The organism is Ensifer canadensis (assembly GCF_017488845.2).
Classification (GTDB): domain Bacteria; phylum Pseudomonadota; class Alphaproteobacteria; order Rhizobiales; family Rhizobiaceae; genus Ensifer; species Ensifer canadensis.
In genome coordinates, this window is sequence record NZ_CP083370.1 from 3,159,926 (window position 1) to 3,174,586 (window position 14,661).

The 14,661-nt window shown below is 63.2% G+C and carries 15 protein-coding genes; 8 read left to right on the plus strand and 7 right to left on the minus strand.

The annotated features are described in order from the left end of the window. Nucleotides 1-41 precede the first annotated feature (41 nt). The 3 genes from J3R84_RS15430 to J3R84_RS15440 all read right to left on the minus strand — a co-directional run bounded on the left by J3R84_RS15430 (nucleotide 42) and on the right by J3R84_RS15440 (nucleotide 2,754). The gene (locus tag J3R84_RS15430) at nucleotides 42-1,010 is read right to left on the minus strand and encodes a 2-hydroxyacid dehydrogenase (protein ID WP_025424868.1); all 969 of its coding nucleotides are present in this window, start codon (nucleotides 1,008-1,010) and stop codon (nucleotides 42-44) included. Between the two features lie 130 nt (nucleotides 1,011-1,140). After that, nucleotides 1,141-2,163, minus strand: a complete 1,023-nt coding sequence (locus J3R84_RS15435; protein ID WP_025424869.1) for a LacI family DNA-binding transcriptional regulator — start codon at nucleotides 2,161-2,163, stop codon at nucleotides 1,141-1,143. A gap of 93 nt (nucleotides 2,164-2,256) precedes the next feature. Further along, nucleotides 2,257-2,754: a MarR family winged helix-turn-helix transcriptional regulator gene (locus J3R84_RS15440; protein ID WP_025424870.1), complete on the minus strand. Its 498-nt coding sequence runs from the start codon at nucleotides 2,752-2,754 to the stop codon at nucleotides 2,257-2,259. A 113-nt stretch (nucleotides 2,755-2,867) separates the two neighbouring features. On the opposite strand from J3R84_RS15440, the gene J3R84_RS15445 reads away from it, so the two are divergent. From J3R84_RS15445 to J3R84_RS15455, 3 genes are all read left to right on the plus strand, one after another. Further along, nucleotides 2,868-3,659 carry a creatininase family protein gene (locus tag J3R84_RS15445; RefSeq protein ID WP_025424871.1) on the plus strand — a complete coding sequence of 264 codons (792 nt, stop codon included), beginning with the start codon at nucleotides 2,868-2,870 and terminating at the stop codon, nucleotides 3,657-3,659. 100 nt (nucleotides 3,660-3,759) lie between these two features. Beyond that, nucleotides 3,760-5,157, plus strand: a complete 1,398-nt coding sequence (locus J3R84_RS15450; protein ID WP_025424872.1) for a hypothetical protein — start codon at nucleotides 3,760-3,762, stop codon at nucleotides 5,155-5,157. Between the two features lie 88 nt (nucleotides 5,158-5,245). Then, nucleotides 5,246-6,124: a glycosyltransferase family 2 protein gene (locus J3R84_RS15455; protein WP_025424873.1), complete on the plus strand. Its 879-nt coding sequence runs from the start codon at nucleotides 5,246-5,248 to the stop codon at nucleotides 6,122-6,124. Nucleotides 6,125-6,155: 31 nt separating this feature from the next. On the opposite strand, the gene J3R84_RS15460 is transcribed toward J3R84_RS15455, so the two are convergent. Further along, a complete protein-coding gene (locus tag J3R84_RS15460; RefSeq protein ID WP_025424874.1) occupies nucleotides 6,156-7,247 on the minus strand; it encodes a glycosyltransferase family 4 protein in 1,092 nt (363 codons plus the stop codon). A 198-nt stretch (nucleotides 7,248-7,445) separates the two neighbouring features. Here J3R84_RS15460 and J3R84_RS15465 point away from each other — a divergent pair, with 198 nt between their 5' ends. Both J3R84_RS15465 and J3R84_RS15470 read left to right on the plus strand, forming a co-directional pair. After that, nucleotides 7,446-8,540, plus strand: coding sequence for a CobW family GTP-binding protein (locus J3R84_RS15465; RefSeq protein ID WP_025424875.1), 1,095 nt, complete (start codon nucleotides 7,446-7,448; stop codon nucleotides 8,538-8,540). A 110-nt stretch (nucleotides 8,541-8,650) separates the two neighbouring features. Further along, nucleotides 8,651-9,640, plus strand: a complete 990-nt coding sequence (locus J3R84_RS15470) for a WD40 repeat domain-containing protein (RefSeq protein WP_025424876.1) — start codon at nucleotides 8,651-8,653, stop codon at nucleotides 9,638-9,640. A 224-nt stretch (nucleotides 9,641-9,864) separates the two neighbouring features. Here J3R84_RS15470 and J3R84_RS15475 read toward each other — a convergent pair whose 3' ends face one another. The 3 genes from J3R84_RS15475 to J3R84_RS15485 all read right to left on the minus strand — a co-directional run bounded on the left by J3R84_RS15475 (nucleotide 9,865) and on the right by J3R84_RS15485 (nucleotide 12,941). After that, a complete protein-coding gene (locus J3R84_RS15475; RefSeq protein ID WP_203528337.1) occupies nucleotides 9,865-11,052 on the minus strand; it encodes a ZIP family metal transporter in 1,188 nt (395 codons plus the stop codon). Then, complete coding sequence (locus J3R84_RS15480; RefSeq protein WP_171520449.1) at nucleotides 11,049-12,134, minus strand: multicopper oxidase domain-containing protein; 1,086 nt, start codon at nucleotides 12,132-12,134, stop codon at nucleotides 11,049-11,051. Before J3R84_RS15480 ends, J3R84_RS15475 begins: the two co-directional genes overlap by 4 nt. Before the next feature lie 363 nt (nucleotides 12,135-12,497). Then, nucleotides 12,498-12,941, minus strand: coding sequence for a glyoxalase superfamily protein (locus tag J3R84_RS15485; RefSeq protein ID WP_057207659.1), 444 nt, complete (start codon nucleotides 12,939-12,941; stop codon nucleotides 12,498-12,500). Between the two features lie 272 nt (nucleotides 12,942-13,213). Here J3R84_RS15485 and J3R84_RS15490 point away from each other — a divergent pair, with 272 nt between their 5' ends. From J3R84_RS15490 to J3R84_RS15500, 3 genes are read left to right on the plus strand one after another with little or no spacing between them, the layout of a single operon-like run. Then, a complete protein-coding gene (locus J3R84_RS15490) occupies nucleotides 13,214-13,423 on the plus strand; it encodes a hypothetical protein (protein WP_038575712.1) in 210 nt (69 codons plus the stop codon). Between the two features lie 31 nt (nucleotides 13,424-13,454). Then, nucleotides 13,455-14,084 (plus strand): LysE family translocator, encoded by a 630-nt coding sequence (locus tag J3R84_RS15495; RefSeq protein WP_025424881.1) that lies wholly within the window; start codon nucleotides 13,455-13,457, stop codon nucleotides 14,082-14,084. 1 nt (nucleotide 14,085) lies between these two features. Continuing rightward, entirely contained in the window at nucleotides 14,086-14,658 is a 573-nt protein-coding gene (locus J3R84_RS15500) for a hypothetical protein (protein WP_025424882.1), read from the plus strand. Nucleotides 14,659-14,661: the final 3 nt, after the last annotated feature.

Consider the following 14,661-nt stretch of genomic DNA (forward strand, 5'->3'; position numbering starts at 1 on the left):
AGATGGAGCGTTTCTGCACCTCCGTCTGAACCGGCAACGCTTTAACCGGCTCGGCGCGTGAACGGCGTTTCCGGCACTGGCGTCAGTGCCTTGCCGGTCGAAAACCAGGCCATGAGGTTATCGACCACCAGATCCGCCATGGCGTTGCGGGTAACAACCGAAGCCGACGCCACATGCGGCAACAGCGAAACATTCGGCAACCCCAGCAGCGCATCGGGCACATGCGGTTCGTTGTCGAAAACGTCGAGCCCCGCCCCCGCAATCACACCGGCCTGAAGTGCTGAGACCAGCACTGCCTCGTCAACCGTCGAGCCGCGCCCGACATTGATCAGGACGCCATTGCTTCCCAGTGCCGAAAGCACCGCGGCGTTGACCGTCTTTCGTGTCGCCTCCGTTCCCGGAACAATGACAACAAGCGTATCGACGGCGGCGGCAAGCCGTTCGAGCGTCGGGTGATAGGCATAGGCAAGCCCATCGCGTGGGCTGCGCGTATGGTAGGCGACCGAGACGCCGAAGGCTTCGAGCCGCTTGGCAATGGCAAGCCCGATGCGTCCGAGGCCGTAAAGCCCGACCGTGCGACCCCGCAATGACAAGGGCGAAAGCGCAAAGGCGCCATCCCGCACCCAACGCCCCTGGCGCAGCCACTGTTCCGCCTGCGGCAGCAGGCGCAGCGTGTTGATGAGCAGGCCGATGGCGGTATCGGCGACCTCTTCGCTCAGAACGTCAGGCGTGTTGGTGACGACGATGCCCTTGGAGGCGGCATGTTTCACGTCGACCCCGTCATAACCGACACCGAAATTGGCAACGATCTCAAGACCGGGCAGCGCATCCATCAGACCGGCGGGAACGCGGCCAGAGACGGCGATACCCCTGATATCGGCCATGTCTGCCGTCACAAGGTCAGGGTCCGCACGGTCCAGCCGCACGATCTCGAACATCTCGGGCAACCGCAGCAGCACCTGTTCGTTGATTTTTCCGGGCACGAGGATGCGGGGAAGGCTCGCGGACATGGGCACTCCTGGTATTAAAGCGCGTCGCGATCTCCAGGATTCGCTTGCCGCACTTTAGGTTCTTGCTTTTGTGCATGTCGCCTTCGCAAAACCGCTGCACACTTTTGCGCGACATGCATTAGGGATTTCTTCAGGCGGTGACGCGCAACGGGCCTGTCGACTGGCGGATGCGCATTTCCGGCTTGATCAGGTGGATGCCGTCGGGTTCGTGGCTGCCGGAAAGCTTGTCGAGAAGTGCGCGTGCCGCACTGCGGCCGACATCGGCCTGGCCGTTCCAGACGGTGGTCAGCGCCGGTGTCGCGATCGAGGCCTCCTCGAGGTCGTCATAGCCGGTGACGGAGATATCGACGCCTGGAACAAGGCCCGCACGCGCGATGCCGTTCATCATGCCGATCGCCACCAGATCGTTCCAGCAGACGACTGCGGTCGGCTTCTGCGGCAGCGACAGCAGATGCACAGCCGCCTCGAAGCCGCCCTGCTTGGAGCGCGGGCCGGGAATGCGCAATTCCGGATCGACCTCGATGTTGGCCTTGCGCAGCGCGTTGACATAACCCTGATAGCGGTCGCGACCGGTCGAGGTCTGGTCGGTGCCGCCGACCATGGCGATGCAGCGATGGCCAAGGCCGATCAGATGGTTGGTCGCCAGCGAGATGCCATAGGCGTCGTCGCCGCGGAAGATCGGCACGTCGAGCCCCTCAATCGAACGGGCGATCAGGATCGCCGGCATGCCGTTGTCCTCGGCAAGCTGGATATCTTCCGGCGGCGTGCCGATCGCCGGCGACATGATGACGCCGTCGCCGCCGAGCTGCAGCAGCGTTTCGATAAAATCGCGCTGCTTGTCGACCGAATCGTAATGGTTGGAGAGGATGAAGGTCTGCTTGTCGCGGTCGAGCTCCGCTTCGATCGCCTTCAGGATTTCCCCGTAGAACGGGTTCATGATGTCGTGCACGACGACGCCGATGATGCCGGACCGGGAGGTTCTGAGGCTGGCAGCGCGGCGGTTATAGATATAACCGAGTGCGCGGGCCTGCTCCTTGATCTTATCGCGTGTGAGGGTCGCCACCAATGGGCTGTCACGCAATGCCAGGGATACTGTTGCCGTCGAAAGACCGAGTGTTTCCGCGATCGTCGAAAGCTTGACTTTTTGCGCCACGATGCCCCCTGTTTAAGCCTAGTTGCCTACCCTCAAATTTAAATCCTATTTAAACTGTTTAAATCGCCGCCGCAATATGCCGCGAAACAAGGCTCAGTCGGCTGCGCGTGCCGCCTGCAGGTTGCTGTCGACAGCCCGCAAAAGCTTCATCAGCGTGCGCACCTGCTTGTCGGTCAGTCCGCGCGTCGCAAGGTTTTCCGAATGCTGGCCGGCCTCGGCGATCGTCTGCAGCCGGTTGCGCCCCGGTTCGGTGAGATAGACCTTGGTCAGCCGCGCATCGTCATCATCAGGGCGCCGCTCGAGGAAACCTTGCGCTTCCATGCGACCGATCGTGCGCGTCATCGTCGGCGCCTTGACGCCGAGCTTGGCGGCAAGCCCGCCCGCCGTCAGCCCGTCCATTTCGGCAAGCGCCAGCATCACACCGTCCTGGCCGGCATAGAGACCGCTTTCGAGCAGATTGCGCGACATCACCGTGCGCATCGAACGCGCCGCCTGGACAAGGATCGAGGCAAGATCGTGCGGTTCGGCGAGAAGATCGTCCTTCTTCTTGCCGTTCTTGCCCTTCTTTTCGGCCTTGTTCTTCTTGCCCATTGGACCTCCTGCCGAATCCCGCCTCAGACATTTATAGCAATACAGCTTGCGATTACGAACTGTATGACTCAAATAACATTTTTACGACAATTGACGTGAAGGATCGAAGAGAGATGTCGATGCCCCAAGCCCGATGGCAGGACAATCCGACCGATCTTCCGCAACAGGCCCGCCGCGACTGGATCGCCGTGCTGCCGCTCGGCGCCCATGAGCAGCATGGACCGCATCTGCCCTTCGATACGGACACGCTGATTGCCGAGGGTATTGTCGAACGCTGCATCGCCGCCCTGCCCGCGAACTTGCCCGTTACTTTCCTGCCGACCGAACCCGTCGGCTATTCGATCGAGCATATGGATGTGGCCGGCAGCCGGTCGCTCGGCTACGACGAAGCCGTGCGTCGCTGGCTTGGGATCGCCGAAAACCTGCACGGTCTCGGCCTCAGCAAATTCGTGATGCTGAACGCCCATGGCGGCAATTCGCCGCTGATGACGATCGTTGCGACTGAGGCGCGAGTGCGTTTCGGCATGCTGGCGGTGGCGACCAGCTGGACCCGTTTCGGCCAGCCAGATGGCTGGATCGCGCCCGAAGACAAGGCGATCGACATTCACGGCGGCGAGATCGAGACGTCGGTGATGCTGGCGCTCCATCCCGAAAAGGTCGAGATGGCGAAAGCCCGCGCCTTCCCCTCGCGCCAGAGCGACTACGCCGGACGCTTCCGGCATTTGCGCGCCTATGGCCCGCATGCCTTCGGCTGGAAGATGTCCGACCTCAACCGTGACGGTGTTGCCGGCAATGCCTCGGTGGCAACCGCGGCGCGCGGCGAACAGTTGCTGGCCCACGCGGTTACGGGCGTGATCGAGCTTTTGACCGATGTCGCCGACTTCGACATGACCGAATTCGCCTGAAGGACCGGCAGGGCGCGCCGACAAAACACTTTGTTTGTGCTTTTGCGCTATCAGCATGGACAGCAGCAAACGACGACAGGCGGCGCTAGGCCGGAACCCCATGGCGAAGATCATCGCGCTCGGCGCCTATTTCTACCAGGCCCTGATCGCCTTCGGCCTGCTGATCGTCGTCGCCCACTGGCTGGCCCCAGTCGACTATGCCGCCTATTCGCTGTTCATCTCGCTCAGCCAATTCGGCGCGATCGCCGCTTTCGAATGGGTGCGTTTCTCCTGCATGCGCTTCTATCCCGGCCAGACGGCGGAAATCGAAGCGGCGGAGCGGCGAACGATCGTTGCGGAGGCAGCGGCCTGCGCGCTTTTCTGCCTTGTCGCTGCGGCCGCGTCGCTCGCCTTCGGCGTCTCGCCGCTGGTGGCGCTGGTCGGCGGCCTCGTTGCCGTTGCGCAAGGCGGCAGCGACCTGCACCTGACCATGCTGCGCTTCCGCCAGGATTTTCGCGCCTTCTCGGTACTCCAGGGATCTCGCGCCACCATCCTGGCGGCGGGAACGTTGATCGGCGCGCTCGTATCGCCAACCTTCCTGTCGACGGTCACCGGCCTGCTTGGCGGTTATGCTCTCTACGCTCTGCTCGCAACCCTACTTTCGCGCAGATCAGGCCCGCGGTCTTCCGCCTCGCTCGACATGGCGCGCGTGCGAAAGCACCTCGTCTATGGCAGCGTTTCGGCGGGTGCCGCCAGCGCCTCGATGTTTGCACCGCTTGCGCTGAAGGCGATATTCACCTCGGTCCTCGGCCCCGGCGGCGCTGCCGGTGCGCTGCTGGCGCTCGATCTGCTGCAGCGCCCGTTCGTGCTGATCGTCTCCGCCCTCCAGGCGATCCAGTATCCCGAAATCGTCGCTGCTCACGACAAGGGCGGCGATACCCTGGCGCTTCGCCGTGAGCTCGGACAATACTACGCGCTGCTCACCAGCTTCGCGCTGATGATGGCGGCAGGCATCTTCGCCGTTCTGGTGCCGGCGACATGGCTGGTCATCAGCCCTGACCTGCAGGCCGGCTTCCTCGCGACGGCCCCGTTCGTCATTATCCTTTCGCTCGCGCGCGTTCTGACCCAGATCATGCTGCCGACACCGCTGCACTTGAAGCAGCGCCTGACCGCGATCTTCGCGCTCGCGGCCATCGACTGCGCGCTTCTCAATCTCTTCGCGCTTGCCAGCGCGTTCCTTTTGGCGCCAAGCGCCGCCACACTGATGGCAGGCGGCGCGCTCGGCGCCATATTCGCATCCTTGATCGGCCTGCGCCTGATGGCGACCTTGCCCTTCGACTTCACCTGGTCGCCGGTTCTCCTCGCCGCTGCCGGCCTTGGAGTCACCATTGTCGCCTTCGTGCTGTCTTACCGGTCCGCCACCGTCGCTACTGCCGCCGGGATTGTCATTGGTGGGGTCTGCTGCCTCTTGGCGCTCAATCGCCTGCGGCTCGGCATGCGCGCGTCAACCGCCGCGTGATCTCGGGCGCGATAGTGAACCGGGCGCGATAAGGAAAACTGAACCTCTTTCGGTTTAGATCTGGGCAAACCGAGAGGCGAAGAACACCATGAAGATCATTGTCGGAATAGCCACGGCGGGTCGCCGCGAAGTGCTGTCCGAAACACTGCTGCACCTGAGCCGGCAGGATCGCCAGGCGGACGCGATCCTCGTCTGCCCCTCGTCGCCGCAGGACGTCGATCTCGACTTTGTCAGCACGCTCGCATCGGAGATCACCCTGGTCACGGGCAGCAAGGGCTCCTGTGCGCAGCGCAACGCCATCCTCGACCACACGGGGACCGCCGATATCATCGTGTTTTTCGACGATGATTTCCTGCCCCAGTGCGATTTTCTGGCTGAAGTCGAAACCCTCTTCGAGAAGAGGGCCGACATTGCCGTGGCGACCGGCCTGGTGCTGGCCGATGGCATTCATGGCCCGGGCATCCCGGTCAAGGAAGGGTTGGAAATCCTTGCGCGCGATCGGGCAACGGGCAGACAGGCCACCCTCGAACCCGTTTACAACGCCTATGGCTGCAATATGGTTTTTCGCGTGTCGGCCATTGAAGCCGACGCCACCCGCTTCGACGAAAACCTGCCGCTTTACGGCTGGCAGGAGGATGTCGACTTCTGCCGCCGCCTCGCCCGCCACGGCCGCATTGTGCGCAGCGCCACCCTGCGCGGCGTCCATCTCGGCAACAAACGGGGACGTACTTCGGGTTTGCGCTTCGGTTACTCACAGGTGGCAAACCCGCTCTACCTTTTCCGCAAAGGCACGGTCGGTCTGGGCTGGGCATTGAAGCTTTTGAGCTCCAACATCGCCGCAAACATCGTCGGCAGTCTGAAATCTCAGGGGCTTGTCGACAGACGGGGCCGCCTTAAGGGAAACCTTATCGCCCTCGTAGATCTCCTACGCGGCAGGATAGATCCGCTGCGCACACTCGAACTCTAATCGCGCGTTCAGTTCCGAATAAGCAAGCTAGTCAGCCCTGCCCTGCGACCAGCAGGTTGAGCAGAATGACCGCGCTTGCGTTCCATGAGAACCGCATTGCATTTTCATGCCCCGAACGCCCCAGCTGTCGCCGAAGCGCATCATCGGCGGATATCTTCCGCATAACCTCGACGAGGGTTTCCGCCTTCGCCGGATCGAAATAGAGAGCCGCCTCGCCGCAGGCTTCCCTGACCGGGGGTATGTCAGCGGCCAGCACCGGGCACCCTTGTGTCATCGCCTCGAGCGGCGGGATACCGAACCCTTCATAGAGGCTCGGGAACAGGAAGGCGGTGGCGTGGCGCTGCAGCCCGGCGATCTCGGCGTCCGTCAGCCGCCCGGGAAAGATCAGGTTGCCCCGCGACGTCGGGGCGATGTCGCGAAAAACGCTGGGATCCGTACCGCCGACGACCACGAGCTTGCTGCCGGTAGCACCCAGGGCTTCGAAGGCACGCACCGCAAACTCGACGTTCTTGTTGGGCTTCAGTGTGCCGACGAGAAGGAAGAAGGGGGTCTCGGCAAGCCCCAGCTTCGCAACGATCTCCCGGTCCGGCTGAAGGTCGGAAAAGTGATCTGTGGCGTTGTAGATCACGTCAATACCCGATGCTGGAACGCGAAAGACATCCGCCAGTTCACCGCGCGAAAAATAGGAAACGGTGCCGATCTTCGCGCGACGCGTCAGGATGTAGCCGAGCGCGCCGTGGAACAGCCGGTAGCCGCGCCCGAAGGAAGCCGGATGACGGAAGAGCGTGACGTCGTGGATCACCACCACTTGGTCGGAATGCAGCACCGGTCCGCTGCCCCCGAGGCCGACCAGCGTATCGCGCCGCGTCCGCCAATAGAGCGGCCCCTGCTCCCAGAGATGGCCCGGGCCTGAGCCGAAACGCTCGATCGATATCGCCGACAGTGGCAGATCATCCGGCGCGGACGCTGGAGCCAGCAACCGCCAGCGCACATCCTTCAGCGCCGGCGGCACGTCGCCCGCGGCAATGCGGGCATCGAGCGCGCGGGTGATCTCGCGGGCAAAGCGCTGCACGCCGGTGAGCGGCTGAGTCAGGAACCGGCCGTTGATGGAAATCGTCTTCACGCATGCACCCCTTCGGTAGGACGCGAACTCTCCCTGATTTTGATGAAAGGAGCGTTATCGCTGCCCGGTTCGCCCGTCCCGGAGGCGGCAATGGCGTGGCCAAAATCGGCTTCGCCATTTGCGCATCGCCGCCGCATCTCCTATATGAAACGCGACATGGATGCCCGCTCCCCGCATCCCGAGATCCCAGAGGTTCCCATGACCGAAACATCCCCGCAGAAGCCGATTCCCGTCACCGTGCTCACCGGATATCTCGGCGCCGGCAAGACGACGCTGTTGAACCGCATCCTCAGCGAGAACCACGGGCGCAAATACGCCGTCATCGTCAACGAATTCGGCGAGATCGGCATCGACAACGACCTGATCGTCGAATCCGACGAGGAAATCTACGAGATGAACAACGGCTGCGTCTGCTGCACCGTGCGCGGCGACCTGATCCGCGTGGTGGAAGGCCTGATGCGCCGGCCCGGTCGCTTCGATGCGATCATCGTGGAAACCACCGGTCTTGCCGATCCGGTTCCGGTCGCCCAGACCTTCTTCATGGACGACGATGTGCGCGCCAAGACCGAGCTTGATGCCGTCGTCGCGCTGGTAGACGCCAAGCACCTGCCGCTCCGGCTGAAGGACAGCCGCGAGGCCGAAGACCAGATCGCCTTTGCCGACGTCGTGCTCCTCAACAAGACCGACCTCGTCAGCCCGGAAGAGCTGGAGCGGATCGAGGCGACGGTTCGCGTCATAAATCCGTCGGCCCGCATCTACAGAACGCAGCGCTCCGAGATCGACCTCACCAAGGTTCTCGACCAGGGCGCGTTCAACCTTGAGAGAGCGCTGGAAAACGACCCGCATTTCCTCGACCAGGACGATCACGAGCACGATCACACCTGCGGCCCGGATTGCGGCCACGATCACCACGATCATCATGACCATGATCATCACCACCATCATGATCACGACCATCACCACCATGACCACGCCCCCTCGCCGATCCATGATGTGACGGTGCAATCGATCTCGCTGCGCGGCGGCGAGATGAACGCTGATCGCTTCTTCCCCTGGATCCAGAAGATCACCCAGACGGACGGCCCGAACATCCTGCGCCTGAAGGGCATCATCGCCTTTGCCGGCGACGCCGAGCGTTATGTCGTGCAGGGCGTGCACATGATCATCGAGGGCGACCATCAGCGTGCCTGGAAGGAAGGCGAAAAGCGCGAAAGCCGCCTGGTCTTCATCGGCCGCGACCTCGACCGCGAAAAGCTGGAGCGCACGTTCAAGGCCTGCGAAGCTTCAGCCTGATTCCGGAAGCCGCGATGCGGCTCTAAGATCAAATTAAGGAGAGCATGGCGTCGGTCCTTTTCGGCATCATGCTCCAACAGCATGCCGAACCAGGGGACCATGACAATCTGATGCCGACAGTCGCTCCGCTCGATCTCGAAGGCCACGTCGTTGGCGTGGCCTTTCTCAAGGGCATACCTTTCTTCGCCGAAGCCACCGGCGCCATCCACCGCCTCGACCACGGCCACAAGACGACGGAAGTCCACGAGGGCCTGCTGTCTCTGGTTCTCGACGAGGCGAACGAAACGCTTCTGACCGGCGGCGAGGACGGCAAGGTGATGCGCACGGCTGCCGACGGCACCGCGACGCTGGTTGCCGAAGCGCCGCGCAAGTGGATCGCCCAAGTCGCAGCCGGCCCGCAGGGCGCCGTCGGCTATGCCTATGGCAAGACCACCCATGTGCGGCTGGCCGACGGCACGACGAAAGAATTTGCCGAGGAGCGCACGGTCGAGGGCGTCGCCTTTGCGCCGAAGGGCTTGCGTGTTGCCGCCGCCCGCTACAACGGCGTGTCGATGCACTGGGTCGCGACCGCGGGCCAGCCGATTGATCTCGACTGGAAGGGCGCCCATACCGGCGTCACCTTCTCGCCCGACGGCCGTTTCCTCGTGACCACGATGCAGGAAAATGCCCTGCACGGCTGGAAGCTCGACGCAAAGCCCGGCGGCGAGGCACGCCACATGCGCATGACCGGCTACCCGGCCAAGGTGAAGTCGCTCTCCTGGTCCGCGAAGGGCAAGTGGCTCGCATCTTCGGGCGCGCCGGCCGCCATCGTCTGGCCCTTCCAGGGCAAAGACGGACCGATGGGCAAGGCGCCGCTGGAACTCGGCACCCGCGCCGACATCATGGTGACTTCCGTCGCCTGTCATCCGGCCGAAGACATCGTCGCCATCGGCTATCAGGACGGCATGATCCTCGCCGCCCGTTTCGCCGACAGCAAGGAAGTGCTGTTGCGCCGTCCCGGCAAGGGTGCGGTCACCGCCATGGCCTGGAGCAAGGACGGGCGCCAGCTCGTTTTCGGCTCGGCCGAGGGCGACTGCGGCATCGTCGATATCGCCGGATAACATTCGCTCGACGCTCTTCGACGGCGTTAGCGCAGTTGCCCCTCACCCTAACCCTCTCCCCGCAAGCGGGGCGAGGGGACGTGGCATACGCTCTGTCAAAGAATGCCGAAATATCTGGCCGGACGAAACCGCGCCACGAGTCCCTTCTCCCCGCCTGCGGGGAGAAGGTCGCGGCAGCGGGATGAGGGGCTGCCAAATCGCTCATGACAGCGATCCACAAACAATCAGATTTTCACCACTGCCGCGGTCACGTACATGAAGGCGACGCCGGCAACGAGCCCGCTCATGACGGGCGGCGTCAGGAGGACCTCGATCCGCTTTCCGCTCTGGCGCATCAGGTAAGCGCTGACCTCGACGATCACCTGCAGGATCGCGCCGGCCCCGATCGCCAGCGCCAGCGCCGACCATTGCGCCGACGTTGCCAGGCTGCCGAGCCACATGCCGATCACCGCCGGCCCGCCGGCAAGCAGCGTCAGGCCGACAAAGACCCATAGCGAGGGCCGCTGTTTCAGGATCGGCGCGGCGATGCCGATGCCTTCGGTCACATTGTGCAGGGCGAAGCCGAGCACCAGGAAGGTACCGAGCCCGGCCGATCCTGCGGCAAAGGCAGCACCGATCGCCAGCCCCTCGCCGAGATTGTGCAGCCCGATGCCAAGCGCGATATAGGTGGAAAGCGCCAGCCCGGTCGGCACGCCGCCGCGCCGGCCGATCGCCATCAGCAACAGGAAGCTGCCAAGCCCCGCAAGCACCACCATGACCGGCCCCTGGAAAATTGCCGCGGCCTGCGACGCCAGTTCCAGGGCTTCCGCACTTGCATCGATCAGCAGGAAGGCGAGCAGGCCGATCGTCAGCGACAATAGAAACGCCATGCCCGCCTGGCCGACGCCACGCAGCAGCGGGTAGAACATCAGGCCGACGGCGACCGGCACGATGCCGACGATGATGCCAACCAGCGCCTGCAGTCGCAATTGACCTGCCGTCGCCTGCGGCGTCGGCACGGCAACGGCAATGTCGTGGGCGAAGGTGGCGCCAGTGTTGGTCACCACCTTCAGCGCATGCGCCTCGCCCAGCATCCATGGGAAGGGCAGGCTCAGCCATGCCGCCTTGCCCCGCGCGATCGGACCAGGCGGATCCTGGGTGAATTGCCAGTAGGCGTCATCCACCTGAACCTGCGCCACCGTCATCGGCTCCGATCCACCGGCGCGAACAAAGAGGCGAAGGCCGCTGTCGTCGAGCACGGTTCGTTCGAAGGTCAGGTTTTCCACCGGCGGCGCGCCGTTGCGAAAGCCCGACAGCGGATCGGCCGACAGGATCCAGGCGACGGCGATGGCCAACGCGATGAGCGGCAGCGCCAGCCAAACCAGATTGGTTTTCGCCGCACGGATAGCGGCCCTCGGCAGGGTTTCGTTCATGCCAGCGCCTCCACGACGTCGAACATGCCGACCCAACCCAGTTCGGTAAACTCGGTCTGGTGCGGATGGAACATGTAGAGGCCGGGTTCATGCTCGGCGAAGGTGAACTCCAGAATGCCGCGCTGTGCCTGGCACTGGGTGATGAGGTCGACAGTTCTAAGCGTCGGCGTCAACGTCGTTCCCTGGTCGTAATAATCGAAGAAGTTCGCGTGCAGATGGAACGAATTGATCGGATCGAACTCGATGACATTGATGAGGTAGATGCGCACCGGCTTGCTTTTCACGATCCGGATGGGCCGCTTCATGAAGGCATGGGCGACGGTGTTGACCGCGTAAAATTCGTTTTCGGCATCGAAGTTGGTGTCGAAGGCGTTCATCACCATCACCAGTTCCTGCCAGCCGGCGTTCTCCGGCGTGCCGATGAGCCGCGAGCGGGCGACGTCGATCTGATCCGGATGGCGCTCCGGGTCCGGGTCGATGACGAAGGCGCCGTACATGCCCTTGTGGATATGCCGACGCAGCGGCATCGCATGGCAATGATAGAGATGGCAGCCGAAAGGCTTGGCGTCGAATTCATAGACGAACTCATCGCCGGGATCGACCATGCCGGCCCCCGGTACGCCATCCATCCGCGCCGCGTGAATGCCGTGAAAGTGGATCGAATGCGGGTGTGAGGCGTAGTTGCGAAAGACGATGCGCAGGCGCTCGCCCTCCTTGGCCCGAAGCGCCGGGCCAGGCACGCGGCCGTTATAGGTCCAGGCCGGAAAGGTGATGCCCGGCGCGATTTCGATGTCGCGATCCTCGGCAGCCATCTCGAAGGTCCGGAGCGTTCGCCCATCCGGCAGTACCGAGACGGTGCCGGTGTCCCAGTCGGTCAGCATGTCGGTCGGATCGAAACCGTTGGCGGTGTTATCGACGTCGCCGACCGTCATCATGGCGCCGTGCCCCATCGCCGGCATCGGTGCCGCCATGCCTTCGGACGCCCGCGCGGCCATCTGGTGGCCGCCACCGTGGGACGCGATCTGCGCCGGCGCCGCGCCGGCGCAGATCGCGGTGCCGCCGGCGGCCGCCAGCCCACCCATCAGCAGGCTGCGCCGTTTCAGCAGATCTTGCCTCACCGAATTGTCCATAGAAGTCGCCCCTCGCCCGATACGGCTCCACGTGTCCGCTCCGGATTGCAGAGGCGATGCCACAAGGCCCGATTTGATCGGCTCGCCTTATTGCGAACCGTTCGCAACTACATTGATAATGCAAATGCAACTCATTCGCAACTAATGATGATGCCAACGGATGCGATGAACGGATTGGTGCATCAGTGGGGTATCGTCGCGCGAAAAGCTACGGTGATTAAGTCCCCGAAGCACTTGGCTTCGGGGAAGTCTGCTGAAAAGCCAACAGCCGGCAAGTCGCAACCGTGATGATCGCACGGCAGCAGCAAGGGCCGCTCACCATTCCAGCTCCAACTGTGGGCGGCCGTTGGACGTCTTCTCGATCGTGCGCCCGGTCTCGTCGACCGTCGCGGTCACCCGCTGGCGAAACGCGGAGAAACTCTCGAAGGTAACGACATCGACCGGCTCGTCGAATTTCATCGTCAACCGGTAGCGCCCCGGCTGGGCCGTCAGCGCCTGCACTGAAAGGATTTCGCCTTCGAAGGGCTGACCGAGATAAAGGCCCTTCACCCGCGAGCCGAGCATCCAGGGATTGAACGGCGGCCGATTGCCGGCGGCAGCGTGAAGCGTGTTCCAATCGCGGTAGCCATATTGGGCGGCGACCAGTTCGAGGGAACGGGAGTGGTTGATATTCTCGCCTTCGCAGGATAGCCGCGATCGCAGGCGTTTCGCCTGGTCCTTGAGGGCATCGAGCGATGGTAGCGTGTTTGATCCGCGCATCATGACAGGGTCTCCTGCTGCGGCATGCATTATCAGAGATGGGAGCCCGCATTGCCACCGGTTCGCATGCCGTTTCGGCTGACCGTGTCTGAAAGAAGGGCTTCACCAAAGCATGACGCTCGCGGACGGCAGGGGCCCTTGCCCTCCGCGTCCATTAGGGCCAGCGACCTGAACTGTCAAATCCGGCGTTTTGCCTTGCCGACGAAGAAAAAGAGCGGATAACATGTCTGGGGGTCATCAGCTCATCGTCTCAAGACGAGACGCAGCACCTATTGCGCCTATCTCTACCGCGCAAAACGCAGGCGCTGACGGCATCGCTGCTGCTCGGGCCGGAGAGGAAGCCTCAACTCGAAGTCGATTACCCCCACTCCCTCCAGCGCGAGACCGATCCCGAGAAGGACCATCGCGTCGATCTCGTCGTCGCGCGCTCGGTGGATCTTTCTGAACGCATTCTGGCGGTTGCTCCGACGCCAAAGGTGTGAGACAGATTCGCCCTGCACACCGGAGTGTCCCATGGGCGGTACAACCATCCTCGCATTCGCCTTTGTCGCTTTCATCGGTATCGCCACGCCGGGCCCGACCGTGCTGTTGGCGCTGACCAACGGTTCGCGCTACGGCATCAAGCGTGCGCTTGTGGGCATGATCGGCGCCGTTCTCTCGGATTTCGTGCTGATCGGCGCGGTGGCGCTGGGTCTCGGCGCGCTACTCGCTGCCTCGGAATTCTGGTTTACGGTCGTCAAATGGCTCGGCGCCGCCTATCTCGCCTTTCTCGGCGTCATGCTGTTGCGGTCGAAGGGAACGCTCGATGTCGCCATCGACAAAGGCGCCGCCGACGTCGCGACGCCTGCGATTTTTCTGAAGAGCTTTCTGGTCGCCGTCACCAACCCGAAGGGTTATCTCTTCTTCTCGGCCTTCCTGCCGCAGTTCATTGACCTCGCCTTGCCGCAGGCGCCGCAATACGCAGTACTTGCCCTGGTCTTCGCCGCTGTCGATTTTGCCGTGATGCTCGGTTACGCGCTACTCGGCTCCCAGGCGGCTCGTTTTCTCAAGCATTCCGGGGCCGTCTGGCTCGAGCGTATCTGTGGCGGCGCCCTGCTTGCCCTTGCCGGTTCCCTCGCTTTCTATCGCCGCGCCACAAACTGACATGCTGTTCCGCAAGGCCATTCTCTACCAGATCGCCAAGGGCGACGTGACACTGGCCTTTCGGCGCTGGACCAGGCCAACAGTCAAGGCCGGCGGCAGCCTGCGCACAGCGGCCGGCATATTGTCGATCGACGCGATCGAGACCACCGAGGCCGAAGACATCAGCATAGAGGACGCACGTCGCGCCGGGTTCCCGACGCGTGAGGCATTGCTCGCCGAACTCGACGGCAGGCCCGATGGCACGCTTTACCGCATCGCCTTCCACCGCGCGGGCGACGATCCGCGTCTGTCCTTGCGCGATGACGCGACGCTTGCGAAATCCGACTGGGCCAAGATTGCCGCCAGGCTCGCCCGCTTTGACGAGGCCGCCGGTCAGATCTGGGCCGAAGCGACACTCCGCCTGATTGCTTCGCGCGACGGGATTACCGCCGCCGAGATCGCTGAACAGGTCGGCATGGATAAACTCAAGCTCAAGCCACGCATCCGCAAACTGAAGGAACTAGGGCTGACGGAAAGCCTGACGGTCGGCTATCGGCTGTCGCCGCGCGGACGGTCCTTCCTTAGCCAGGTATGAGCG